Below are 22,031 nucleotides of genomic sequence, written 5' to 3'. Positions count from 1 at the left end.
GAACGGAGCACTCATGCCGGAGCCGCACCACGACCCCGTCCGCGCCGTCTCCTTCGGTGCCGTCACCGGTGCCTGCGACCGGTTCCGGCCGGCCTGCCCGGGCGCCCCGATCGACGACCGGACCGTTGACCCGACCACCAGCGGCGACGCCTGACACACGAGACGTCCGCCCTGCTGAACCGGCGGGTCCGCCCCCGATCACCGGAGCTGTCCGCCGCGGGGCCGCCCGGACGGCTATCGTGCGCGGGTGGGCTTCGTGTTCGACCGCGCCGTGCGCGACATCACCGTCAAGACCGGAACGCACACCAACTGCGGCGGGATCGCGAAGATCCTCGCCGATGTGGAGCCGTCCGAGGAGTTCGCGTTCGTCGACGAGCAGGACGGCGCCTGGGTCGGCGACTACTGCGACCCCGAGGACGCCGGCTGGTGCGCGGGCCACGTCCGTGACGGCGTCGTCGAAGAACTGACCCGCCTCGGCGACGGCACGATCGTCCCGGTCCGGTTCGTGTTGCGCCGCATCCTGGTGCACCCGGTCGACTCCGCCCCGAGCCGCAACCAGGAGGCCGGCCGCAAAGCCGTCACCGAGGCCGTGCGCCGCCTCACCGCCGCCACCCGCACCACCGCGGCCCCCGAGCAGGGCTGACACCGCCGGATCCGCCCGGCTGTCCGATCCGCCGATCCGCCGGGGCGCCCGGTCGCCGAGCACATCGCCGGCGCGCAGGTGCCCGCCGTGCAGCACCAGCACCGTGCGCGGGCCGCGCTGCACATGGCGGTACTCGACAGGCCCCGCCGCGACGGTGGCCGTCGTGGTGGGACGGTCGTGGGGGAGCATCGGCACCGGAGGCAGCACCGGGGCCACACGTCTTTGACCAGCCAGTCAATAACATATTCTGGGCCGATGCCACGCCCCCGGAAGTTCGTCGAACGCGACGTCGTCAGCAGTGCCACCGAGGTGTTCGTCGTGAACGGTCTCGCCGCCACGACCCTGGACGACCTGGTGCGGGCGACCGGCCTGGGCAAGCAGAGCCTCTACAACGCGTTCGGCGGCAAACGGGAGCTGTTCCTGCGGGCGCTGTCCGAGGACCGCGAGGAGGCGGCGCGGGCCGTCTCCGAGGCGCTCCAGCACGGCGACGCCTCCCCGCTGGAACGGATCCGCGGGCACATGCTGCGCATGGCGATCGAGTTCAGCCGTGCCGACAGCCGGGTCTCGCTCACCACGCGGGCGCTCGTCGAGTCGACCGGCGACCAGGACCCGCTGGCGGAGGTCACCCGGGCCGGTATCGAGGACCTCGCCGGGATCTACGCCACCTGTCTCGGGCACGCGCAGCAGAGCGGGGACCTCCCGGCGGACGCGAACCTGCCGTCGCTGGCGATGTACTTCGTCGCCGTCACCCGCGGGATGGAACTGCTCGGCCGGGCGGGGGTCGGGCGGGCGGCCCTGACCGCGGTCGCTCTGGACGCGCTCCACGTGCTCCCCGCCACACCCCACCCCTAGATCCCGGCGGTAATCACCATGCTCCACGACGGGTGTGGTGATTACGGGCCCGTAGCGCGCCCCCAGTCACCACATGCCACCACGGGTGTGGTGACTGGGGGCGCCCAGCGCGCCCGTAGTCACCACGCCACGACGGGTGTGGTGATTTCGGGCGGCCGGCGCGGCTGAGGTCACCACGCGGACGGGCTTCGCACCCTGACCACGTCAACGTGTCTGGCCGGGTGTCTCCCGCACGCTGCGGGCCGTACGCGGCCCGTTGATCAGGTGAGGTCGAGTTCGGTGAGGAGATGCTCGATGCGGGTGCGGATCTCGTCGCGGATCGGGCGGACCGCGTCGATGCCCTGGCCGGCCGGGTCGTCGAGTCTCCAGTCCTCGTAGCGTTTGCCGGGGAAGATCGGGCAGGCGTCGCCGCAGCCCATGGTGATGATGACGTCGCTGGCCTCGGCGGTGGCGTGGTCGAGTCTGCGGGGCTGTTCGGCGGTGATGTCGATGCCGACCTCGGCCATGGCCTGGGCGGCGACCGGGTTGATCCGGTCGGCGGGCGCGGAGCCCGCGGACCGGACCTCGACGCGGCCCGCGGCGAGGTGGCGCAGCCAGCCGGCGGCCATCTGGGAACGGCCGGCGTTGTGGACGCAGACGAACAGAACGCTGGGTGTGGCGGTCACGAATCTTCTCCGGTGATCAGTTGATGGTGGGGCTGCGGCGTTCGACGAGGATGACGTCGCGCCAGACTCCGTGGTGTGCGCCGACGCGCATCCGGGTGCCGACGGTGCGGAACCCGCAGGCGGCGTGCAGGGCCAGGCTGGAGGTGTTCTCGGGGAAGATCCCGGATTGGACGGTCCAGATGCCGGCGTCCTCGGTGGCCGTGATCAGCGCGCCGAGCAGGGCCCGGCCGATGCCTTTGCCGCTGTGGGCGGGGTGGACGTAGACGGAGTGCTCGACGACGCCGGCGTAGACGCAGCGGTCGGACACCGCGCTGCAGGCGACCCAGCCGAGCACGTCGCCCTCGGCGCCGAGGGCGACGAAACGGTGGCCGGGCAGGCGGGTGGTGGTGAACCGGTCCCAGGTGGGTGGTTCGGTCTCGAAGGTCGCGTTGCCGGTGGCGATGCCGAGCCGGTAGATCTCCAGGACCTGCGCGGCGTGCTCGTCGGCCATCGCGGCGATCCGGATGCCGGTGGTCGTCGTGGTCATGTCGGGGCCTTCCGCTGGTCGGGAGTGGCGACGGTGATGGGCCGGCCGGGGTGCGGGAACCACCAGGCGACGGCGGCGAGCGCGAGGACGCCGCCGATGAGCTGGGCGGCGACGAAGCCGGGAACGGACGCGGGCGTGATCCCGGCGAAGGTGTCGCTGAACATCCGGCCGATGGTGACGGCCGGGTTCGCGAAGCTGGTCGAGGAGGTCCACCAGTAGGCGGCGCCGATGTAGGCGCCGACCGCGGCCGGGGCGGTGCCGGCGCGCCCGGACCGGGTGAGCGCGGCGATGAGCAGGATCAGGCCGAACGTCGCGACGGACTCGGCGAGCCAGAGGTGTGTGCCGCTGCGGAGCGTGTGGGCGCGGGTGACGGCGGGCAGGTCGAACATCAGATTCGCCAGGACCGCTCCCGTGATCGCGCCGGCGATCTGTGCCGTGACGTACGCCGCCAGGTCCCGGCACGTCAGTCCGGTGCCGGTGCAGCGACCGGACCACCAGTCGGCGGCGGACACGACCGGGTTGAAGTGGGCTCCGGAGACCGGGCCGAAGGTCAGGATCAGCGCACCCAGCGCCAGGGCGGTCGCGACCGCATTCTCCAGCAGCTGCAGCCCGGTGTCCTGCGGGGAGAGCCGGGTCGCGGCGATCCCGGAACCGATCACCGCGGCGACCAGCAGGGCGGTGCCGGCCAGTTCGGCGCCGGCCCGCCGGGGCAGGCTCACGTGCTCGCCGCGGCGGCGTCGGCGGGGTTCAGGAACTGTGAGAGCAGGCCGAGCCGGGCGGGGATGATCCAGTAGTAGACCCAGGTGCCGCGCCGTTCGCAGTCGACCAGGCCGGCCTCGCGCAGTTGGCGCAGGTGGTAGGAGATCGTGGGACCGGTCAGGTCGAACGCGTCGGTGATGTCGCAGACGCAGACCTCCCCGCCCTTGCGCGCGGCGATCAGCGACAGGATCCGCAGCCGGACCGGGTCGCCGAGGACCTTGAACGAGCGGGCCAGCCCGGCGGCGGCGTCCGGGGTCAGCGCCTCACTGACCGTCGGTTCGCAGCAGTCCCGGGCCCCTTCTTGTTTAGACACCTCTCTAGGTTGACAGCTCTCTAGGCAGCAATGCAAGCTGCTTAGAGAAGCGTCTAAACAAGGTGGAGGTGTTTCATGTCCCGTGCCCAGCTCGCGTTGCGCGTCTCGGACCTGGAGGCGTCGATCGCGTTCTACTCGAAACTGTTCGGCACCGAACCGGCCAAACGCCGGCCCGGCTACGCGAACTTCGCGATCGCCGAGCCGCCGCTCAAGCTCGTCCTCCTGGAAGGCGAGCCCGGGCAGCCCACCGTGATGGACCACCTCGGCGTCGAGGTCGAAACGACCGGCCAGGTCGACGCGGCCACCAGACGGCTCACCGAATCCGGCCTGATCACCCTGACCGAGGACGACACCGAATGCTGCTACGCGCTGCAGGACAAGGTGTGGGTCCGCGGCCCCGGCAACGAGCCCTGGGAGGTCTACGTCGTCAAGGGCGACTCCCCGGTCGGCGACAAGCCCATGCCCGACACCGCGACAGCCTGCTGCACCGACACCGCGCCCGGCCGCTGACCGCCGGTGCCCGGCCGGGCCGAGCCCCCACAGCGGCCGGGCACCGGAGCAGACGGCGGCCCCACCGGACTACCGCGCCGCGACGGTGACCCGGCGGCCGGTGGCGGCGGCCTCGGCGACGGCGGCGATCAGGCGGGCGTTGTGCACGGCGTGGTCGAAACCGGGGGCGGACCGGGAGCCGGTGCGCAGGTCGGCGGCGAGCGCCGCGTACACCTCACCGATGTTGATCGACGGCCCGGACGCGTTCGCTGAGGCCGGCCGGTCCGGAGCGTCGAACGCGGTGCTCGCCGTCAGGGTCAGGTCGCCGCCCTGCACGCCGAACAGGCTGCCGCCGGTCAGGGTCAGCCAGCCGTCGGTGCCGCGCACCTCGAACCGGAACACCGCGTCGCCCGGGGCGACACCGCCGGACACGTTCACGCTGACCAGCGCTCCCGAGGCGGTACGCGCCAGCACGTCGGCGTGGTCGGGCACCTCCCGCATGACCCGATCCCCGGTGTCGGCGACCAGAGGATGCGGCCAGAGGATCCCGGTCCGCGCGTCGACCTCCACCGTCGCACCGAGGACCGCCTCGACGATGTCCAGGGTGTGACCGGCGGTGATGGTCAGCAGCCCGGCCCCGGACGCCGCCTGCTCGAAATAGGTGTAGTTCGTCGCGGTGACCGGCCCGAACCCGGAGGTGGTGGAGACGACCCGGGCGTTGAGGGGCCGGCCGATCGCCCCGTCGTGGACCAGTTGCGCGGCGCGGCGTACCGACGGGTTGAGGCGTCCCTGCAGCCCGACCACCGCCGGGCGGGACGTGGCCAGCGACGCCAGCTCGACGGTCTCGGCCAGCGACGATCCCAGCGGGGCTTCGCAGTAGACGGCCTTCCCGGCGTCGACGGCGGCCCGGACCAGGCCGGCGTGGGCCGGGACACGCACGGCGACGGTGACGATGTCGACCGTGTCGCTGCGGATCATCGCGAAGGGGTCGGCGAACCACCGGGCGGCGCCGAACGCGTCGGCGGCCCGCCGGGCGCTGTCCTCGCGGCGGGTGGCGACCGCGGACAGGGTCAGGGTGCCGAGGCCGTGGATCGCCGGGATGTGCGACACCCCGGCCCAGCTGGCACCGGTGTCGGCGCCGATGACCCCCACCCGGAGCCGGCCGCGGTCATCGCCTGTCACGTCGTTGCTTGTCACGTCGTTGCTTGTCACGTCCACCATCGAAGGTGAGCGCCGGCGCTGCGGCCAGGCCGCGTGCTGCCTGGTCACGACATGACCAGGCAGCGGGGCCGGCAACACTCCTACGATGGTCGGCATGTCCCCGCGCCCGAATGCCGCGCTCGGCGCGTTCCTGCGGTCGCGTCGTGACCGGCTCACCCCGGCGCAGGCGGGCATCACCGCGTTCCCCGGCCCGCGCCGCGTCCCCGGGCTGCGCAAGGACGAACTGGCGGTGCTGGCCGGGATCAGCCCGGACCACTACAGCCGTCTCGAACAGGGACGCCAGGCCACCCTCAGCGACGACATGTGCGCGGCGCTGGCCCGGGCGCTGCGCCTCGACGACATCGAACGGCAGCATTTACAGACCCTGGCCGCCGGGGTACGCCGCCGCGGCACCGACAGCGCCGGTGCCGCGGCGCAGCGGGCCGATCCGGGGCTGCTACGGCTGATGACCGCCCTCGACCACGTGCCGGTGCTGCTGCTCGGGCGCCGCAGCGAGGTACTGGCCCGCAACACGCTGCTCGACGCCGTGCTCGGCGCCGGCCTGGAGACCGGCAGGCCGTTCGCCCGCTGGCTGCTGCTCGACCCGGCGGCCCGCGACCGCATCGTCAACTGGGCGGACTTCGCGCGGGCCGCCGTCGGGGCGCTGCGCTACGAGAACGGCCGGCACCCGGGCGACCGTCGTCTCGCCGCCCTGGTCGCCGACCTGCGCGCGGCGTCGGCGCAGGTCGGCGAGTGGTGGGACGACCAGGACGTCGTCGATCGCACGTCGGCGGCGAAGGTCCTGGCCCATCCGGCGGCGGGCCGGCTGCGGTTCGGCATCGAGACCGTCGCCGTGCCGCACCGCCCGGACCAGCGGCTGGTGGTCTACACCGTGGAGCCGGGCTCACACACCGCCCGGGTACTGCCGCTGCTGGCGAGTTGGGAAGCGGCTGCGCAGCCGGCTGTGGCGGCGGTGTGGTCGGCCGATGCCGGCAAGCCGCTCGATGCCGACGTCAGCCCGCTCGACGTCAGCCCGCTCGACGTCAGTGGAAGACCTTGAGGCCGATGACGCCGCAGACGACCAGCAGCAGGCACAGGATGCGGGGCAGCGTGGCCGCCTCGCCCAGAGCCACCATGCCGACCAGCGCGGTGCCGACCGCGCCGATGCCCACCCACACGGCATAGCCGGTGCCGATCGGGATGGTCCGCAGGGCGTAACCCAGACCGGCCATGCTGGCGATCAACGCCACCCCGAACACCACCGACGGCACGGGCCGGGAGAAACCGTTGCTGCGGTCCAGGGCGATGGCCCAGACGGTCTCCAGCAGACCGGAGACGACGAGCGCGATCCATGCCATGACGATGCACCTCGAAAGGCGGTCGTCTTGTCAGGCCGGGTACGACACGCAACTCGTCCGGGACAGCCGCGGTGCGGTGCCGTCCTCCACGGTACCGGTCAGTCGCCGGCCGGCAACTCGTGGTGGTGGATCTGACAAACCCTTCAGTGCCGCGGCAGGGCCCGGCTGCCGGCGAACAGGTACCGGCCGTCGCCGAGGAACGCGATCACCGGATGCACCCCGGCGCTCCTGTCCACACCCACGAAGACCCCGGGGCGCAGGGGTACGTACCGCATCGTCACCGGGTCACCGGAGGCGATGCCCTGCGGCCGGTAGACGACGCTCAGGCCACCGTCGGCCGGGGTCACCCGGTAGTCGGCGAGCGGCGACGAATACCGGCCGGTCACCGGACCCGCGGCCACCGGTGACGCCGGCGGGACCGGCCGGGCCGGGACGCTGATCCCGGCGGTGGCGGCGAGGACCGCGTCCAGGACCTCGTCGATCAGGGCCGGCCCGTCCCCGCCGTTCACGGCGACCGCCACCGCGACGTCCCGGCCCGGCACCACCCGCCAACTGGCGCAGTGGCCCAGCGTGGCGCCGTCGTGGCCGACCACGTCCACGCCGTCCCAGCGGAAGAGCATCAACCCCAGGCCCCACGCGTACGCCGCGCGCGCCCCCAGATCCGGCAGTGCGACCTGGGGCGGCGCCATCGCCGCGAGGGGCAGCCCGGGCCGGACGAGTTCACGCATCGCCGCGACCGGGGTCGACCCGGCCGGCGCGTTCGACCGGGGCAGGTCCTCGGAAAGGGGGACGCCGTCGGCGTGCCCGGACGTGACCCGGAACCGGGCGGCCTCCTGCGGGAGCAGAGCCATGTGGGTCACACCGAGCGGGGCTATCACGTGTCGGCGCAGGACCTGTTCCCAGGTGCCGCCGCGCAGCCGGGCCGCGAGGGCACCGAGGACGACGTACCCGGCGTTGCAGTAGGAGAACACGGTGCCGGGCGGGGCGATCTGCCGGGCACCGGTGCCCAGGAACGCGACGAGGCGCTCGACCGCGTCGTCACCGTCACCGGTGTCCTCGAACAGGTCGCCCTCGAAACCGCCGGTGTGGGTGAGCAGGTGCCGGACCGTCACCGTCGCGGCCGCGGTCTCGTCGGGCAGCGCGAACCGCGGCAGGTAGCGGCGGACCGGCGCGTCCAGGTCGAGCAGGCCGTCCGCGACGAGCTGCATGATCAGGGTGGCGGTCCACGTCTTGGTGATCGACCCGATCGGGAACAGGGTGTCCGGCGTGACCGCGACATCGGTGCCCCGGTCGGCGACCCCGGTGGCCGCCTCGGTCACCGCGCCGGCGGCCCGGACGGCGACCGCCGCACCGGGCACCCCGTGACGGCGGGCGGCGTCGTCGAGCCGGTCCTGCAGGTCCGGGAGCATCATCATATCGACGAACCTAGCAACCCCGACGGTCATCGTGAGCGCGGTGGAACCTTGGAGGGGACACGGGGAGGGCAGCGCGTACCCCGAAAGCAGACTTACGGCCGATGCGGGCCGCAGCAGGCCGCGTGGCAGGATGATCGCCCTGATGGAGACGACAACCTGGCAGGTCCCGCGGTTGTGGCGGATGCTGCTGCCGCTGGCCCGAGTGATCGCGTTCCCGCTGTGCCGGCTGCGGGTCTCCGGTGAGGTGCCCGAGCATCTGCGTGGCGGGCCGCTGATCCTGGCGATGAACCACGTCAGCCCGTTCGACCCGCTGGTGATGGCGGCCGCCTGCCACCAGGTGGGGCTGGCGCCGCGGGTGATGGCGACCGGCGGGCTGTTCGACGCGCCGGTCATCGGGTCGCTGATGCGCGCGTGCGGGCACATCCGGGTGGATCGCAACACCCACCGGGTCGCCGACGCGCTGCCGGCCGCGGCCCGGGCGTTGCAGCAGGGTGCGGTGGTGATGGTCTACCCGGAGGGCCGCATCGGCCTGGATCCGTGGATGTGGCCGGAACGCGGCAAGACCGGGGTGGCGCGGATGGCGGCACTGTCCGGGGCGCCGGTGCTGGCGGTGGCGCAGTGGGGTGCGCACGCGGTGCTGCCCTACGAGGCGCCGAAACGGGCCGGGCGGGCGCTGCTGAAGGCGGTGCTGCGCCGCCCGCAGGTGCAGGTGCGGTTCGGTGCCGAGGTCGCGGTGGGTGCGGTGACCGGGGCGCCGGGGGCGCGGGCGATGCGCGCCACCCACCTGATCATGGAGGCGATCGACGAGGCACTGACGCCGTTGCGGGCCGGGGAGATGCAGACCCCCGCGGTCGTGGACCGCAGCCGACCGCACGACATGAGCCGGGTGCGGCGGCGCCGGGCGTGCTCGTGTTCAGGCGCGCCGGTCGGCCACGGCGTAGGAGACGGCGGCGGTCAGAGCTGACACGGCCAGCACCGACGGCCACGGCCCGATCCGCTTGGCGAGGGGGTGCGACAGGCCGAACGCGCCGAGGTAGGTCGCCACGAGCGCGCCGGTGACGGCCGGGCTGGTGCGCCGCGCCCACTCGCGGCCGGCGAGGACACCGCCGGCGGCCAGGACGGCCCCGCCGAGCGGGCGGATGCCGGTGCGGCGGGCCAGCTGCCAGCCGCCGATCAGGGAACCCGCGGTGATCACGGCGGTGGTCGGGATGCGCATGTCCCGACCGTACACGGCGGCCCGGCGTCGTCGATGTGTCCGGCCCGGATCGGGGACGCTGGTTAGCATCGCTGCGTGGAGGCTGAACAGATCTCCCGTGTCCGTGACTTCAACCGCTACTACACCCAGCGTTTCGGTGCCCTCACCGACCGGTTCCTCGGGCAGGTCCTGCCGCTGAGCCAGGCCCGGCTGCTCGTCGAGATCGGCGACGGCGCCGACGTGCGGGACCTGCGTGCCCGCCTCGGCCTGGACTCCGGATATCTGAGCCGGCTGCTGCGGTCGCTGCAGGTGCAGGGACTCGTCCGGCTGCGGGCACACGACGGCGACGGCCGGGTCCGGGTCGCCGAGCTCACCGACGCCGGCCGGCTGGCCCGGGCCGACCTCGACGACCGGTCGCAGGCCGGGATCGCCGCCCTGCTCGGTGAGCTGACCGGCCGGCAGCGCGAGCAGCTGATCCACGCCCAGGAGCAGATCCGCCGGGTGCTGCGCGCCGCCGCGATCACCGTCGAACCGGTCGCGCCGCAGTCGCCGGCGGCGCGGGACTGCCTGGCCCGGTACGCCGCGGAACTGATGCAGCGGCTGCCGGAAGGGTACGACGCGGCCGCGCTCACCCCGCCGCACGAGGTGACCGGTACGCAACTGGTCGCGTTCGAGGACGGCGAACCGGCCGGTTGCGGCCTGTGGATCCGGTTGGGCCCGGGTATCGCCGAGATCCGCCACCTGTGGGTGTCCGGGGCGGCCCGCGGTCTCGGGCTGGGGCGGCGGCTGCTGGGCCGGCTGGAGTGTGACGCCGCCACACACGGGGTGACGACGGTGCGGCTGGGCACGCACCGGGCGTTGCGGGAGGCGCTCGCGCTCTACCACGACAGCGGGTACGAGGTGATCGGCGCGTACAGCGACTCCCCGTACAACCAGGTGGGGTTCGAGAAACGCCTCGACGGGCAGTCCCCGCCGCCGTCCGGCCGGCTCCCGGGCGGCGGGTAGGGTTCGCACTGGTGTGCCGGGAAGTCTGGTCGGCGATGTCCTTGTCATGTCCAGAGGAGCCTGGTTCTGTGTCCGGTGGGTCTTTTCGTCCGTCCCTGTTCAGCCGCGGCAGCTGGCCGGAGGCGCGCCGTATCGGCGATATCCTGCGCACCGAGACGGTCGGTGGCGCGCTGCTGCTGGGCGCCGCGGTCCTCGCCCTGATCTGGGCGAACTCCCCTTGGTCCGCCGGCTACGAGACGCTGTCCGCCTGGACGGTCGGCCCGGCGGCGCTGCACCTGGATCTGAGTCTGGCGGCGTGGGCGGCCGACGGCCTGCTGGCGGTGTTCTTCTTCGTCGCGGGCCTGGAGCTGAAACGCGAGTTCGTCGCCGGTGACCTGCGCGACCCCCGGCGGGCGGCGATCCCGGTCGCGGCCGCGGTCGGCGGCATGGCCGTCCCGGCGCTGATCTACACGACGGTCAACGCCGTCGCCGAGGGTGGGGAACCGTCCGGGTGGGCGGTGCCGACCGCGACCGACATCGCGTTCGCCCTGGCGGTCCTGGCGGTGATCGGCACCCATCTGCCGGCGGCGCTGCGCACGTTCCTGCTGACCCTGGCCGTCGTCGACGACCTGCTGGCGATCCTGGTCATCGCGGTCTTCTACACCACGTCCCTGCAGTGGGTGCCGCTGCTGCTCGCGCTGGTCCCGCTGGGGTTGTTCGCGGTGCTGGTGCAGCGCCGGGTGCGGTCGTGGTGGCTGCTGCTGCCGCCGGCGGCCGCGACGTGGGCGCTGGTTCACGCCTCCGGGATCCACGCGACCGTCGCCGGGGTGCTGCTCGGGTTCATGGTGCCGGTGCTGGCCCGTGACGGTCTCAGCCTCGCGGAGCGTTTCGAGCACCGGTGGCGGCCGCTGTCGGCGGGCCTGGCGGTGCCGGTGTTCGCGTTCTTCGCCGCCGGGGTGCCGGTCGCGGGGGCCGGTGGTCTCGGCGCGGCGGCGGCCGACCCGGTGACGATCGGGATCGTGGCCGGCCTGGTGCTGGGCAAGACCGTCGGAGTGCTGGGCACGACGTGGCTGGTGCAGCGGTTCACCCGGGCCCGCCTGGGTGACGGGCTGGCCTGGTGGGACGTGTTCGGGATGGCGTTGCTGGCCGGGATCGGGTTCACCGTGTCGCTGCTGATCGCCGAGCTGGCGTTCGGGTCCGGCAGCGTCACCGACGACCACGCCCGGATCGGGATCCTGGCCGGGTCGCTGATCGCCGCGCTGCTGGCCGCCGTCGTCCTGCGCCTGCGTAACGGCCACTACCGGCGGCTGCACGAGGCGGAGCAGCGCGACGACGACGGCGACGGTGTGCCGGACGTCTACGCCCTGGAGGACGGATACGACGAGCGGTTCGGACGCGCCTGACCTGTTCGCTGAACACGTTCAGTCGTCAGAGCCCGCGTGGTGACTTCGGGCGCTCAGCGCGCCCGTATTCACCACGCCCACAACAGCGTGGTGACTTCGGGCGCTCAGCACGCCTGAATTCACCACACCCACAACAGCGTGGTGACTTCGGGCGTCCAGCGCGCCCGTATTCACCACACCACCAGGGGTGTGGTGAATGGGGGCGTCCAGCGCGCCCGAAATCACCACGCGGACGGGCTTCGCACCCTGACCACGAAACGGGGCTAGATCTGGGCGCTGCCGCCGTCGACGGCGAGTTCGGAGCCGTTGAGGTAGCTGGACGCGTCCGAGGCGAGGAAGACGGCCGCCGCGGCGATCTCCTCGGGTTCGGCCAGCCGGCCCAGCGGGATCGTCGCCGCGGCGGCGGCGAGTGCGTCGGCCGGGATCAGATCGATCAGGCCCTGTGTACGGGTGCCGCCGGGCGAGAGCAGGTTGATGCGGTAGCCGCCGGCCCCGGCGCCGTGGGCGAATCCGCGGACCAGGTTGCGCAGCGCGGCCTTGGTCGCGCCGTAGACGGGCAGGGCCGCATCCGGTCGTGTGGCGGCCGACGAGCCGGTGAAGATGATCGACGCCCCCGGGTTCAGCAGGGGCAGCGCCTTCTGCAGAGTGAACAGCGGCCCCTTGACGTTGGTGGTGATCATGGCGTCGACCTGTTCCTCGGTGATCTGTCCCAGCGGGGCGGCGATCCCGATCCCGGCGTTGGCGACCAGGACGTCGATGCGGCCGGCCTGCGCGGCGACCGTCGCGTAGAGGCTGTCGAGCTCGTCGAGCCGGCCGACGTCGCAGCGGATCCCGGTCACCTGGGGGCCGAGTTCGGCCTCGACCTCGTCGAGTTGTTCCTGGCGGCGGCCGGTGACGAACACACGGGCGCCCTCGGCGTGGTAAGCCCGGGCGATGGCCCGGCCGATGCCCGCGTTTCCGCCGGTCACGACCGCGACCTTGTCCTTCAGGATATTCATGGACGGCTCCCTCAGTTTTTGTCTCCTTGGTCAATAAACCAGGTTTTTGACCATGGAGGCAATAACTGGGGGTGCGGTGTGGCGGGGAGCACGTGGGGCGCGGCGCCGCCCTCGGCGGTTTATTGACTTCTTGGTCAAAAACAATGCAGACTTCCCCCGCCGGGCCACCCGGCCCGCCGCCGCACGGCTCACTGTCGTGCGGCCGACCACCAGGGAGCCATCGTGACCAAGGTACGTTTCGAGCAGTCCGGCCCGGTCGGATCGATCGTGCTGGCAGATCCGCCGCACAACGCGATCGACCGGCAGTTCGTCACCGAACTGGCCGACGCGGCCCGGCAGGCGGGCGAAGCCGGTGTGCGGGCGCTCGTCCTGCGCGCCGAAGGGCCGAACTTCAGCACCGGCGCCGACGCCATGCAGTGGCCGGGCAAGGACCGATTCTGGTTCCGGACGTTCGTCGCCGAGACGCTCCAGGCCTTCGCCGCCATCGAGGCACTGCGCATCCCGGTGATCGCAGCTCTGCGCGGGCCCCTGCTCGGCGGCTCCTACGAGCTGGCATTGCGGGCGGACATCCTCGTCGCCTCGGAAACCGCCACCTTCTCGTGGATCGAGGCCGGCAGCGGCAACACGCTCATGGCCGGCGGCGTCCAGCGGCTCGCCGCCCGGGTCGGTTTCGCCCGGGCCGGCGCACAGCTGCTGCTCGACCAGACGCTGACCGCCCGGCAGGCAGAGGAGATCGGCCTGGTGTATCAGGTCGTTCCCGACGACCAGCTCGACGCGACCGTCGACGCACTCGCCCAGCGGCTCGGCAACGGCGGAACCCGCGGACTGGCCGCCACCCGCGCACTACTGAAGGCGTGGGCCGCCGGTGGCGTCGCCGGGGCCGACGCAGTCCAGATGGACCTGTCCGTCGACCTGTTCGACTCCGCAGACCTCCAGGCATCCATCGGCACCTACGTCGAATCCCTGCGCACCGGCACACCTTTCGTGCCGCCTGTCCTCACGGGCAGGTAGCGCAGCCTCCTGCCGGGAGTCAGGTGCACCAGGTTCACCGTCGCGGCGCAGCGTAGCCAAGCCTCCGTCGATCGCACCACACCTGCGCCGCGGGCAGGCGTCGGAAGTGGTCTTCAGACCAGACCGGCGTCCGCCTGATTCCCCGATGCCGATCGTTCGGCGATGGCGATGAAATTCTGGCTGATCCCCAGGAGAGACGGCTCGGCTTCCAGCAGGCGCAGCGCCGACAGGATGCGTTCTCGCTGATCAGGATCTTCCAGCCGCTCGGCGAACCCGGGCAGCAGCCGAACCACGCCGCTGCCCGCGACGAGGGTCCGCAGGCGCAGGCCGGCCTCCTCGACCTCGGCGGCGAGGTCCTGCGGCCGATGGAAGAACGCGGTGGTGAACCGGGCCGGATCCCCGCCCGGATTCCGGTACTGCCCGTCACCGGCGAACGCGGCAGTCCGGTCGATGTCGATCGGCGTTCCCTGGGCGATGTCCTCGAAAAGCGGATAGAACCGGGAGAGCGCCTTCGCCACGACAACCCCGCCCGGCCGCACCACCCGGCGCGCCTCCCGCAGAGCGGTGACCCTGTCGTCCCGGCTCGTCAGGTGATAGAGCGGCCCCAGCAGCAGCACGGCATCCATACCGGCGCCGGCCGCATCGAGTGCCCGCGCATCGCCGGCAGCCACGCTCGCCAGTGGGCGGGCGGCCGCGCGGGAGGCCGCCGAGGCCTGCTCGACGTGCAGCGGCACGGGATCGACGAGGTGCACCTCGTAGCCGGCATCGGCCAGCGGCAGGGCATAGACGCCGGCTCCGCCTCCGATGTCGAGCACCCGGGCGGGCGCCGGCGGCAGATGGCGACCCAGCAGATCCCACACCCGCAGGAACTCGATCTGCCGGTCACCGGCCAGCAACCGCTCCTGCTCCCCACCGTGCCCGTAATACTCCAGGATCTCGGCATCCACCATGCCCGGATGTTAAGCGAGCAGCCCGCGGATCATCCACGAGACGTGCACCCGGGTGCGTCACCATCGAGGTTCGGCCTGGCCGGCCGCCGGACTCCAGTGGAAGCCGAGGAGACCCGGCCGCGCACCCGCCGCCGGGATGCGGTGCGCGAGGATTTCGTGCTGGACGCCGGAACGCCCGGCTGCCGTACGGGCAGGCCCGCCGCCTCACTCGGCGAGGGCGTCGAGGTCGTCGAGGGCGATGGCTGACTTGGCGGCCTCGGCGGACTCCTCGGACGGCGGGCCGCCCGGGTTCTCGGTGGCGAGCGCCTGGTTGACGGTGACGAACCCGCGCATCCGCTGCTCGTAGCGGGCGAACCCGGCCCGGTGATCACCGCCGGCTCGGGCCAGCGCGTCGGCGAGCACGTACGCGCCGACCAGCGCCAGGCTCGTGCCCTGCCCCGACAGCGGGGAGGGACAGTACCCGGCGTCGCCGAGCAGCGTGACCCGGCCCGCCGACCAGCGGTCCATCCGGGTCTGCGCCATCGCGTCGAAGTAGAAGTCGTCGGCCTGCCACATCGCGGCGAGCAGCCGCGGCGTCTCCCAGCCGACGCCGGTGAGCTGCTGCTCGACCAGGGTGCGCTGGGCGTCCACGTCGTGCCGGTCGTAGTCGAGGGGGCCGGACTCGAAACCCAGATTGGCCCGGATCTCGGTGTTGCCGCGCGCCGAGTAGATGCCGTAGCCGACGTTCGCGGTGCGCAGCCACACCTGCCAGCGGTCCAGGCCGAGGAAGTTCGGGGCGGTGAACACGCCGACGTACGCGCCGAGGTGGTGCAGGTAGCGCTCCTCGGGTCCGAACGCCAGTCTCCGTACCGTGGAATGCAGGCCGTCCGCACCGACCACCAGGTCGAACGTCTCCGGGGCGGCGTGGCCGAAGGTCACCCGCACGTCGTCGTCTCCCTGCTCGAGGGCGGTCACCGAATCGCCGAACAGATACCGCGTGTACGGGCGGGTCAGGTCGGCGAGCATGCCGGACAGGTCCTCGCGCAGCACCTCGACGTCGTCGCTGTCGAGGCGGCCGCTGCTCAGCGCCATCTCCGTCGACCGCATGATCTCGACACCGTCGGCGTCGAGCATCGACATGCCGCGCATCTCGGTACGCGCGTCGCGCAACGGGCCGGTCAGGCCCATCCGGTCGATCACGTCGAGGGCGGTGCCGCGGACGTCGACGGCGTGCCCGCCGGCCCGCAGCGACGGCGCCCGTTCCACCACCGTCGGCCGGAACCCGTGGTGGTGCAGCCAGTAGGCCAGGGCCGGTCCGGCGACACCGGCGCCGGAGATCAGTACGGTCTTCACGAGAGTCCCCCTTGTACGCTGTACGCGACGTCAAGGTACGGCGTACCCATGCGGGGAAACAACGTTTGAACAGGTCACTGACCTAGCACAGGGCCTCGTGTGTCCTAGTACAGAAACCGGGGTGGACGTGATGGTGGAACCGCCGTACCTGCGGATCTGCGAGGACATCCGGCGGCGTATCACCGCCGGGGAGCTGAAGCCGGGGGACCGGCTCCCGTCGACCCGGGCGCTCGCCGCGCAGCAGGGTGTCGCCATGGCTACCGCGGCGAAGGCACTGACCGCGCTGCGCCAGGCCGGGGTGATCCGCTCCCAGCCGCGGGTGGGGTCGGTCGTCGCGCCGCCGCCCCGGTCTCGAGCCGGCCGGGCCACGCCGCCGGACACGGACCTCAACCGTGATCATGTGGTACGCGCCGCGATGCTGATCGCCGACGCCCAGGGCCTGGAGGCGCTGTCGATGCGGACGGTCGCCGCACGGCTGGGCGTGCCCACCATGTCGTTGTACCGGCACGTCACCGGCAAGGACGACCTGGTCCTGCTGATGACCGACCGGGCGTACGGCGAAGTCGGCTATCCGCCGGTGCTGCCGGACGGCTGGCGTGCCCGGCTCGAACTCGGCGCGCGGACCCTGTGGCGGTTGTACGCCCGGCACCCGTGGCTGGCACAGCTGGGCTCGCTGGCCCGGCCCCTGCCACTGCCGAACCTGATCCGGCACGGCGACTATCTGATCGGCGCGCTCAGTGGGCTGGGCCTGCCCGCCGCGCGGGTCCTCGACTTGCAGATCCTGCTGTTCAGCCACGGGCAGGGCCTGGCCGCGCACCGGGAACGGGAGGCCCACGCGCAGGCGGACACCGGCCTGACGGAGCAGGAGTGGGGCGACACGCAGATCGGTCAGATGCGGACCCTCGCGGAGTCCGGCCGCTATCCGCATTTCGCGCACATGCTCGACGGCCTCGGCGACGGGTACGACTTCGACCTCGACGCGCTGTTCGAGGCCGGCCTGCAGGCGCTGCTCGACGGTTTCGCCCACCTCATCGACCGCGAGGGAAGCTGACGGCACGTGCCCGGGACGGTGCAGCCCCGGGCACGTGCCGTCGCGGTGTCAGGCCGTCTCGCCCAGCTCGGCCAGGCGGGCCTCCACCTCGGCCAGCTCGGCGCGCAGCCGCTGCGCCTGCGTCTCCGCCTCGGCGCGTTCCGCGGTCATGATCTGGTCGACCGCTTCCTGGACGCCCGGCATGTCGACCAGCGACACGATCTTCAGCGCCTCGGCGGGCCGGACCACGTATGGCTTGGCCAGGACCTTCGCGCCCTGGTTGGCCGCGATCGTCCACTCGCTGTCGGCGTAGGCCAGGGTTACCGTGAGGGTGGGGCCGGGCTTCGGTTTCGCCGGGCGGGCCGCCGGCTTGCGGGCCGTGGTGGCCTCGGCGCCGTCCTTCGCGGTCTTCGCCGCCACCTCGTCCTCCTCGCTCTTACGCTGCACCGGCGCCGGTTTCGGCGGGACCGGCTTGTCGATCAGGAACTCCGGGCCGGACAGCACCGGGTCGGGCTCCGGCTCCGGTGCGGGAACCGGCTTCTTCGCCACCACGCCCTTGGGGGCGACCCGCAGGTCGACGGGGGAGAACGGCAGCTCGTCACGACCGAACTTGACCACCACCCACTCGTCCGACTCGGCCGGGTCGGTCAACGCGACGACCTGGCCGATCTGGCCGCTGATCTGCCCCGCCGATTCGGTGAACTGCACCCGGGGCTTGCGCCCGGCCGCAAGCTGATCCCGGAACTGCTCCAACTCCTCCGCGCTGAGCCCTCGGGCATCCACGCCTGCCGCCGTCATCGTTACCCCTTCGTACGCCTGTATGAGAGGGTCCCTTTCTACCAGTCCGCACCGACAACAACGGGCCACCACACCGAAGTGATCATGAGAAGTACGGGGAACGTCCGGTCACGCAATACTCGCGCCCGGCCGGGTCCCGCAACGTCGTCCAGTCGTCCGGCACCCGCCGCACCACGGCCGCACCCAGGTCCACATGCCGCGCCACCTCGGCATCCACCCCGTCGCACGCGAAGTCCACGTGCACCCCGGCGGCCGTACCGCCGGTGCGCTGCACCAGCAACCGCAGCGGCATCGCCGCCTCGGCGAACACCGAGAACTCCGGCACCCCCATCGACCGCCACGCCCACCCGGTCAGCTCACCCCAGAACGCCACCTCCCGGTCGTGCACCGGGTCCGGCACGTCCAGGCACAGCTGATCGACCACACTGCTCTGCCCGCCCGGCCACCGGACCGGCACCGGGCGGACCGCCTCGGCGTCCCAGCCGACCAGGCAGAACACGATCCCGGCGGGGGAGCGGACCACCCGCAGACCGTCCCCGGCGAAGATCTCACGCGCACCGGCGGGCAGCACGGCACCGGCGACGTCCTCCACATGCAGATCCACATGCGCCCGCGGCGGCCCGTCACCGACGACCTGCACCCGCAGGCACGGATCGCCGACCTGCGGCACCAGCGTCGCGAACACGCCGCCGCCGCGGCGTGCCGACAGCCGGGTGCCGGTCACCGCCTGCCAGAAACCCTCCACCGACCGGTCCGGCGTGTCCAGGAACCCGGTCACCCACCGGATCCTCACGACGGCACCCGGCCGGTCCGCAGCGCGTACGCCACATCCGGTCGCCCGAATCCCTCGGCCAGCACGGCCGCCTCCTCCCACGGGTACTCCACCATGTGGAACGACACCTCCCACCGGCCGGATACGTCGTCGGCCACCGCGTACCGGGCATGGGGTGAACCGGCCTCCATCACATGCGGCGCCGGACCGTCGTCGTCATAGGCCGGCCAGCCCACACTCCCCGGGTTCACCACCAGCGCCCCACCCGGCAACCGCATCGACCCGGCCAGATGCGTGTGCCCGCACAGCAGCAGGTCGTACCCGGACACGTCGCCGAGCCGCTCGAGCACCTCCGCCTGCGTGGCCGGGCGGGCCCCGTCCACGTCGACGGTGTGCATCAGGTACTGCAGGTCGTCGGCCGGCGTGCCGTGGAACGCGAGCACCCGCGGCGCCGGCTCCACCGTGGCCGGCAGCGACGCCATCCACTCCCGGTGCCGCGCATCGATCGCCTCGTGCGCGGTCCGGTCGGCCATCCCCATCCGCTCGACCGGGAACGTCAGCACCTGCCGCTCATGGTTACCGCGCACCGTCACCAGGCCCGCCGCGATCAGCGCGTCGGCGGTCGACGCCGGCAGCACGTACCCCGAAAGAAGATCACCGAGATTGACCGTCAGATCCGCGTCCTCGCCCTCGATCGCCGCCAGGACCGCGCGCAGCGCGGGAAGATTGCCATGGACATCGGAGATCATCGCGATTCGCACCAGGCCATGAAACCATTTCTTGTACGCGTCGCGGGTCCCCACGGCCGTCGTCAGGACAGACACCTACCGTCGCGGGTCCTCAAGGCGCGCCGTCCGCCGGCCCTCGACCGGCGCGTCACGCGGTCCTCGACCGGTGTCACGCCCCGAACCGGCGGTGCCGCGCCGCATAGGACCGCAACGCCCGCAGGAAGTCGACCTTGCGGAAACCCGGCCAGTACACGTCGCAGAAGTGCAGCTCCGAATAGGCCGCCTGCCACAGCAGGAACCCCGACATGCGCCGCTCCCCACTGGTCCTGATCACCAGGTCCGGGTCCGGCTGGCCACTGGTGTACAGGTGCTCGGCGATCAGATCCGCGCTGAGGCGCTGCGCCACGTCGAGCATGCCGTGCCCGGCCCGTGCCTCCTGCTCGAGCAGCGACCGGATCGCCGTGACGATCTCCTCCCGGCCGTCATAGCCGATCGCGATGGTCAGGTGTGCACTCGCCGCGCCGTCCCGGGTCGCCTCCTCGGCGATCTTCAACGCGTGCCGGGTCGAATCCGGGAGCACGTCCAGACGCCCGGCCAGGTGCACCTGCCACATCCCGCCCGGCTGCGCGAGACGCTCGGCCACCACGTCCTCGATCATCCGCATCAGGTTGCCCACCTCGACGGAGTCGCGCTTCTGCATGTTGTCCACCGACGTCATGAACACCGTCACGTGCCGGATCCCGAGGTCGGCACACCAGCCGAGCACCTCGGTCAGATGCTCGGCGCCGTACCGGTGACCCACCCGCGGATCCTCGAACCCCATCTGCCGCGCCCACCGGCGATTGCCGTCCATCACCATCGCCACGTGCCGGGGCAGCGACGAACCCGCCAGCCCCCGGCGCAGCCGGCGCGCGTACACCGCGTACGCGACGCCTTTCACGGACTCCCACATGCCCGGCATCCAACCAACACCGGAGCCGTTCGGCGGGCACTTCGCCCACACCTGCACAAGGTCGACACCACTTCTGCACCGTTGCTTCACGTCCACCCCGGGCGCCTCAGTCGTGCCGCCCCGGCAGGTCGATCGCTCTGAGTGCGAGGCCGGCCACTGCGGCGAGCTGTTCGCGGCCGGCTCCGAGTTCGGCCCGGGCGGACAGTCCCTGCCAGAGCGTCTGTACGAACTCCGCGAGCACCGCCGGGTCGGTGGCCGCATCGAGTTCGCCGTCGTCGACGGCGAGTTCGATGCGGGCGCGCAGGCGGGCCTCGTCGGAGCGCTGCAGGTCCGCGACGTAGGCGCGCACGTCGAGGGTGTCCGGGGCGTCCGCCATGACCGCACTGCTGGTCAGGCAGCCGGGGTGGCCGTCCGCGGAGCGGCCGAACTCGGTGATGGAGTCCAGGAGCACCCGCTCGACCACGCGCCCGATCGACGGTTCGGCCACCGCCCTCTCGTAGATCGCGCTGTACCGCAGCGCGTAGGTGCGGACCGCCTCGTCGAACAGCGCGGCCTTGGTGCCGAACGCGGCGTACAGGCTGGAGCTGGAGATGCCGAGGGCGCTGGTCAGGGTCCGCGTCGAGGTGCCCGAGTAGCCGTGCTGCCAGAACAGGCGTGCGGCTTCGCGCAGGGCGAGGTCGCGGTCGAAGGCACGGGGGCGTCCTGCGGGTCGGGAGGTCATGTTGACGATTCTAGAGCGATCGCTTCATAATCCGAATATGGAGCGATCGATTCAGAAATACGTCGAGGTCGACCAGGGCCGGGTGACGGTGGACGTCCACGGCGAGCCGGACCAGCCGGCCATCGTCCTGATCCCCGGCGCGATGGCCGACGCCGCGGCCTGGAGCGCGGTGGCCCGGCACCTCGACGGCTGGCCGACCGTCGCCGTCGTCAACCGCCGGGGCCGGGAACCGTCCGGCCCACTGCCCGACGGGTACGGCCTCGCCACGGAGATCGAGGACGCCGCGGCGGTCCTGCGCGGCTTCACCGACGTACGCACGCTCTTCGGGTGGAGCTACGGCGGCCTGATCGCCCTGCACCTGGCGAACATCCGGCCGGTGCCGCACCTGATCGCATACGAGCCGGTCATGGCACCGTTCGGCGCGGCGGCCCTCCCGGACCTGCGGCGCGCGCAGGACGACGGCGACCTCGACGCGAGCATCACCGTCGCCCTGCAACAGGTCACCGGCATGGACGACGCGACGACCGCGGCACTGCGCGCCGACACGGCGACCTGGTCCGAACTGCGGCGCCTCGGCGCCCCGGCCTACCGCGAGACACTGGCGATCAACGAGGCCGCCCGGCCGGCGGTCCTCGCCGCGCGGGCCGCCCGGGTGGATCTCGTCGTCGGCGAGCGCAACCGGGGCCGAGCGCCGTACGGGACGTCCTTCGACGACGTCGCCCGGCACGTTCCCGGCGCCGTCGTACACGAACTCACCGGGCAGGGGCACCTGGCGCACCTGGACGCCCCCGGCCACCTGGCCTCGCTCGTGAGCCGCCTGGGCACCCTAGACACCTAATCGCAGTCAGGGTCTGCCTCTGTGGTGATTTCGGGCGCTCAGCACGCCCGTATTCACCACACCCACAACAGCGTGGTGATTTCGGGCGTCCAGCGCGCC

General features: G+C 72.3%; 26 protein-coding genes, 1 pseudogene and 1 riboswitch. Of the genes and pseudogenes, 11 read left to right on the top strand and 16 right to left on the bottom strand.

Annotated elements, in window-relative coordinates; genetic code table 11:
• Positions 1-13 precede the first annotated feature (13 nt).
• The 3 genes from WH85_RS51155 (at position 14) to WH85_RS40265 (ending at position 1,495) form a co-directional block, all read left to right on the top strand.
• Positions 14-154, top strand: a complete 141-nt coding sequence (locus tag WH85_RS51155; protein ID WP_157411525.1) for a hypothetical protein — start codon at positions 14-16, stop codon at positions 152-154.
• 93 nt (positions 155-247) lie between these two features.
• A complete protein-coding gene (locus WH85_RS40270) occupies positions 248-643 on the top strand; it encodes a hypothetical protein (protein WP_045747427.1) in 396 nt (131 codons plus the stop codon).
• Between the two features lie 255 nt (positions 644-898).
• Positions 899-1,495: a TetR/AcrR family transcriptional regulator gene (locus WH85_RS40265; RefSeq protein ID WP_045747426.1), complete on the top strand. Its 597-nt coding sequence runs from the start codon at positions 899-901 to the stop codon at positions 1,493-1,495.
• 260 nt (positions 1,496-1,755) lie between these two features.
• On the opposite strand, the gene WH85_RS40260 is transcribed toward WH85_RS40265, so the two are convergent.
• From WH85_RS40260 to WH85_RS40245, 4 genes and pseudogenes are all read right to left on the bottom strand, one after another.
• Entirely contained in the window at positions 1,756-2,160 is a 405-nt protein-coding gene (locus tag WH85_RS40260) for an arsenate reductase ArsC (RefSeq protein ID WP_045747425.1), read from the bottom strand.
• Positions 2,161-2,176: 16 nt separating this feature from the next.
• Entirely contained in the window at positions 2,177-2,686 is a 510-nt protein-coding gene (locus WH85_RS40255; RefSeq protein WP_045747424.1) for a GNAT family N-acetyltransferase, read from the bottom strand.
• A 44-nt stretch (positions 2,687-2,730) separates the two neighbouring features.
• Positions 2,731-3,405 (bottom strand): annotated as a pseudogene (locus tag WH85_RS40250) (aquaporin); the annotation flags it as partial.
• The gene (locus WH85_RS40245; RefSeq protein WP_045747422.1) at positions 3,402-3,758 is read right to left on the bottom strand and encodes an ArsR/SmtB family transcription factor; all 357 of its coding nucleotides are present in this window, start codon (positions 3,756-3,758) and stop codon (positions 3,402-3,404) included. The pseudogene WH85_RS40250 and the gene WH85_RS40245, both read right to left, overlap by 4 nt.
• 75 nt (positions 3,759-3,833) lie before the next feature.
• Between WH85_RS40245 and WH85_RS40240 the strand changes: the two genes are divergently transcribed.
• On the top strand, positions 3,834-4,268 hold the full coding sequence (locus tag WH85_RS40240; protein WP_045747421.1) for an ArsI/CadI family heavy metal resistance metalloenzyme: 435 nt from the start codon (positions 3,834-3,836) through the stop codon (positions 4,266-4,268).
• Between the two features lie 69 nt (positions 4,269-4,337).
• Here WH85_RS40240 and WH85_RS40235 read toward each other — a convergent pair whose 3' ends face one another.
• On the bottom strand, positions 4,338-5,459 hold the full coding sequence (locus tag WH85_RS40235; RefSeq protein WP_211275594.1) for a Gfo/Idh/MocA family protein: 1,122 nt from the start codon (positions 5,457-5,459) through the stop codon (positions 4,338-4,340).
• Between the two features lie 103 nt (positions 5,460-5,562).
• Between WH85_RS40235 and WH85_RS40230 the strand changes: the two genes are divergently transcribed.
• The gene (locus tag WH85_RS40230) at positions 5,563-6,507 is read left to right on the top strand and encodes a helix-turn-helix transcriptional regulator (protein WP_083449637.1); all 945 of its coding nucleotides are present in this window, start codon (positions 5,563-5,565) and stop codon (positions 6,505-6,507) included.
• Here the strand turns inward: WH85_RS40230 and WH85_RS40225 are convergent.
• Positions 6,491-6,805 (bottom strand): DMT family transporter, encoded by a 315-nt coding sequence (locus tag WH85_RS40225; RefSeq protein WP_045747420.1) that lies wholly within the window; start codon positions 6,803-6,805, stop codon positions 6,491-6,493. The two genes, WH85_RS40230 and WH85_RS40225, sit on opposite strands and share 17 nt — an antisense overlap.
• Positions 6,806-6,820: 15 nt before the next feature.
• Positions 6,821-6,888: riboswitch (guanidine-III (ykkC-III) riboswitch) on the bottom strand.
• 60 nt (positions 6,889-6,948) lie between these two features.
• Positions 6,949-8,220, bottom strand: a complete 1,272-nt coding sequence (locus WH85_RS40220) for a serine hydrolase domain-containing protein (protein ID WP_045747419.1) — start codon at positions 8,218-8,220, stop codon at positions 6,949-6,951.
• Positions 8,221-8,362: 142 nt separating this feature from the next.
• Here WH85_RS40220 and WH85_RS40215 point away from each other — a divergent pair, with 142 nt between their 5' ends.
• Entirely contained in the window at positions 8,363-9,184 is an 822-nt protein-coding gene (locus WH85_RS40215; protein WP_045747442.1) for a lysophospholipid acyltransferase family protein, read from the top strand.
• Here WH85_RS40215 and WH85_RS40210 read toward each other — a convergent pair.
• Positions 9,134-9,436 (bottom strand): hypothetical protein, encoded by a 303-nt coding sequence (locus WH85_RS40210; RefSeq protein ID WP_045747441.1) that lies wholly within the window; start codon positions 9,434-9,436, stop codon positions 9,134-9,136. The two genes, WH85_RS40215 and WH85_RS40210, sit on opposite strands and share 51 nt — an antisense overlap.
• A 75-nt stretch (positions 9,437-9,511) precedes the next feature.
• Between WH85_RS40210 and WH85_RS40205 the strand changes: the two genes are divergently transcribed.
• Together WH85_RS40205 and nhaA are read left to right on the top strand one after the other, a co-directional pair.
• Positions 9,512-10,420 (top strand): MarR family winged helix-turn-helix transcriptional regulator, encoded by a 909-nt coding sequence (locus tag WH85_RS40205; RefSeq protein WP_045747418.1) that lies wholly within the window; start codon positions 9,512-9,514, stop codon positions 10,418-10,420.
• Positions 10,421-10,488: 68 nt separating this feature from the next.
• Positions 10,489-11,802 carry a Na+/H+ antiporter NhaA gene (nhaA, locus tag WH85_RS40200; RefSeq protein WP_245674302.1) on the top strand — a complete coding sequence of 438 codons (1,314 nt, stop codon included), beginning with the start codon at positions 10,489-10,491 and terminating at the stop codon, positions 11,800-11,802.
• A 263-nt stretch (positions 11,803-12,065) separates the two neighbouring features.
• Here nhaA and WH85_RS40195 read toward each other — a convergent pair whose 3' ends face one another.
• Complete coding sequence (locus WH85_RS40195; protein ID WP_045747416.1) at positions 12,066-12,800, bottom strand: SDR family NAD(P)-dependent oxidoreductase; 735 nt, start codon at positions 12,798-12,800, stop codon at positions 12,066-12,068.
• Between the two features lie 222 nt (positions 12,801-13,022).
• Between WH85_RS40195 and WH85_RS40190 the strand changes: the two genes are divergently transcribed.
• A complete protein-coding gene (locus WH85_RS40190; RefSeq protein WP_045747415.1) occupies positions 13,023-13,811 on the top strand; it encodes an enoyl-CoA hydratase/isomerase family protein in 789 nt (262 codons plus the stop codon).
• A 113-nt stretch (positions 13,812-13,924) separates the two neighbouring features.
• Here the strand turns inward: WH85_RS40190 and WH85_RS40185 are convergent, their stop codons facing one another.
• Together WH85_RS40185 and WH85_RS40180 are read right to left on the bottom strand one after the other, a co-directional pair.
• Positions 13,925-14,761, bottom strand: coding sequence for a class I SAM-dependent methyltransferase (locus tag WH85_RS40185; RefSeq protein ID WP_045747414.1), 837 nt, complete (start codon positions 14,759-14,761; stop codon positions 13,925-13,927).
• Between the two features lie 204 nt (positions 14,762-14,965).
• Positions 14,966-16,093, bottom strand: coding sequence for an FAD-dependent monooxygenase (locus WH85_RS40180; protein WP_045747413.1), 1,128 nt, complete (start codon positions 16,091-16,093; stop codon positions 14,966-14,968).
• A gap of 130 nt (positions 16,094-16,223) precedes the next feature.
• Here WH85_RS40180 and WH85_RS40175 point away from each other — a divergent pair, with 130 nt between their 5' ends.
• On the top strand, positions 16,224-17,144 hold the full coding sequence (locus WH85_RS40175) for a TetR/AcrR family transcriptional regulator (protein ID WP_045747440.1): 921 nt from the start codon (positions 16,224-16,226) through the stop codon (positions 17,142-17,144).
• A gap of 48 nt (positions 17,145-17,192) precedes the next feature.
• Here the strand turns inward: WH85_RS40175 and WH85_RS40170 are convergent, their stop codons facing one another.
• The 5 genes from WH85_RS40170 to WH85_RS40150 form a co-directional block, all read right to left on the bottom strand.
• The gene (locus WH85_RS40170; protein WP_157411528.1) at positions 17,193-17,906 is read right to left on the bottom strand and encodes a hypothetical protein; all 714 of its coding nucleotides are present in this window, start codon (positions 17,904-17,906) and stop codon (positions 17,193-17,195) included.
• A 97-nt stretch (positions 17,907-18,003) separates the two neighbouring features.
• A complete protein-coding gene (locus WH85_RS40165) occupies positions 18,004-18,699 on the bottom strand; it encodes a VOC family protein (protein WP_245674301.1) in 696 nt (231 codons plus the stop codon).
• An 11-nt stretch (positions 18,700-18,710) separates the two neighbouring features.
• Positions 18,711-19,454 carry a metallophosphoesterase family protein gene (locus tag WH85_RS40160; protein ID WP_211275593.1) on the bottom strand — a complete coding sequence of 248 codons (744 nt, stop codon included), beginning with the start codon at positions 19,452-19,454 and terminating at the stop codon, positions 18,711-18,713.
• Positions 19,455-19,590: 136 nt separating this feature from the next.
• Positions 19,591-20,373 (bottom strand): polyprenyl diphosphate synthase, encoded by a 783-nt coding sequence (gene uppS, locus WH85_RS40155; RefSeq protein WP_045747410.1) that lies wholly within the window; start codon positions 20,371-20,373, stop codon positions 19,591-19,593.
• Positions 20,374-20,479: 106 nt separating this feature from the next.
• The gene (locus WH85_RS40150) at positions 20,480-21,094 is read right to left on the bottom strand and encodes a TetR/AcrR family transcriptional regulator (protein ID WP_045747409.1); all 615 of its coding nucleotides are present in this window, start codon (positions 21,092-21,094) and stop codon (positions 20,480-20,482) included.
• Between the two features lie 37 nt (positions 21,095-21,131).
• Here WH85_RS40150 and WH85_RS40145 point away from each other — a divergent pair, with 37 nt between their 5' ends.
• Positions 21,132-21,932, top strand: coding sequence for an alpha/beta fold hydrolase (locus tag WH85_RS40145; RefSeq protein ID WP_045747408.1), 801 nt, complete (start codon positions 21,132-21,134; stop codon positions 21,930-21,932).
• The last annotated feature ends 99 nt before the right edge of the window (positions 21,933-22,031 follow it).

The organism is Actinoplanes rectilineatus (assembly GCF_000962825.1).
In the GTDB taxonomy this organism is placed as follows: domain Bacteria; phylum Actinomycetota; class Actinomycetes; order Mycobacteriales; family Micromonosporaceae; genus Actinoplanes; species Actinoplanes rectilineatus.
The sequence above is the reverse complement of the archived record's forward strand: the minus strand, read 5'-3'. Positions and strand labels throughout refer to the sequence as shown.

Bases quoted from the DNA above. Each gene is read 5' to 3' on its own strand.
- WH85_RS40195 (WP_045747416.1), bottom strand. From the start codon at position 12,800: ATGAATATCCTGAAGGACAAGGTCGCGGTCGTGACCGGCGGAAACGCG.
- WH85_RS40255 (WP_045747424.1), bottom strand. From the start codon at position 2,686: ATGACCACGACGACCACCGGCATCCGGATCGCCGCGATGGCCGACGAG.
- WH85_RS40215 (WP_045747442.1), top strand. From the start codon at position 8,363: ATGGAGACGACAACCTGGCAGGTCCCGCGGTTGTGGCGGATGCTGCTG.
- WH85_RS40220 (WP_045747419.1), bottom strand. From the start codon at position 8,220: ATGATGATGCTCCCGGACCTGCAGGACCGGCTCGACGACGCCGCCCGC.
- WH85_RS40150 (WP_045747409.1), bottom strand. From the start codon at position 21,094: ATGACCTCCCGACCCGCAGGACGCCCCCGTGCCTTCGACCGCGACCTC.
- WH85_RS40210 (WP_045747441.1), bottom strand. From the start codon at position 9,436: ATGCGCATCCCGACCACCGCCGTGATCACCGCGGGTTCCCTGATCGGC.
- WH85_RS40145 (WP_045747408.1), top strand. From the start codon at position 21,132: ATGGAGCGATCGATTCAGAAATACGTCGAGGTCGACCAGGGCCGGGTG.
- uppS (WP_045747410.1), bottom strand. From the start codon at position 20,373: ATGTGGGAGTCCGTGAAAGGCGTCGCGTACGCGGTGTACGCGCGCCGG.
- WH85_RS40265 (WP_045747426.1), top strand. From the start codon at position 899: ATGCCACGCCCCCGGAAGTTCGTCGAACGCGACGTCGTCAGCAGTGCC.
- WH85_RS40240 (WP_045747421.1), top strand. From the start codon at position 3,834: ATGTCCCGTGCCCAGCTCGCGTTGCGCGTCTCGGACCTGGAGGCGTCG.
- WH85_RS40225 (WP_045747420.1), bottom strand. From the start codon at position 6,805: ATGGCATGGATCGCGCTCGTCGTCTCCGGTCTGCTGGAGACCGTCTGG.
- WH85_RS51155 (WP_157411525.1), top strand. From the start codon at position 14: ATGCCGGAGCCGCACCACGACCCCGTCCGCGCCGTCTCCTTCGGTGCC.
- WH85_RS40185 (WP_045747414.1), bottom strand. From the start codon at position 14,761: ATGGTGGATGCCGAGATCCTGGAGTATTACGGGCACGGTGGGGAGCAG.
- WH85_RS40230 (WP_083449637.1), top strand. From the start codon at position 5,563: ATGTCCCCGCGCCCGAATGCCGCGCTCGGCGCGTTCCTGCGGTCGCGT.
- WH85_RS40175 (WP_045747440.1), top strand. From the start codon at position 16,224: ATGGTGGAACCGCCGTACCTGCGGATCTGCGAGGACATCCGGCGGCGT.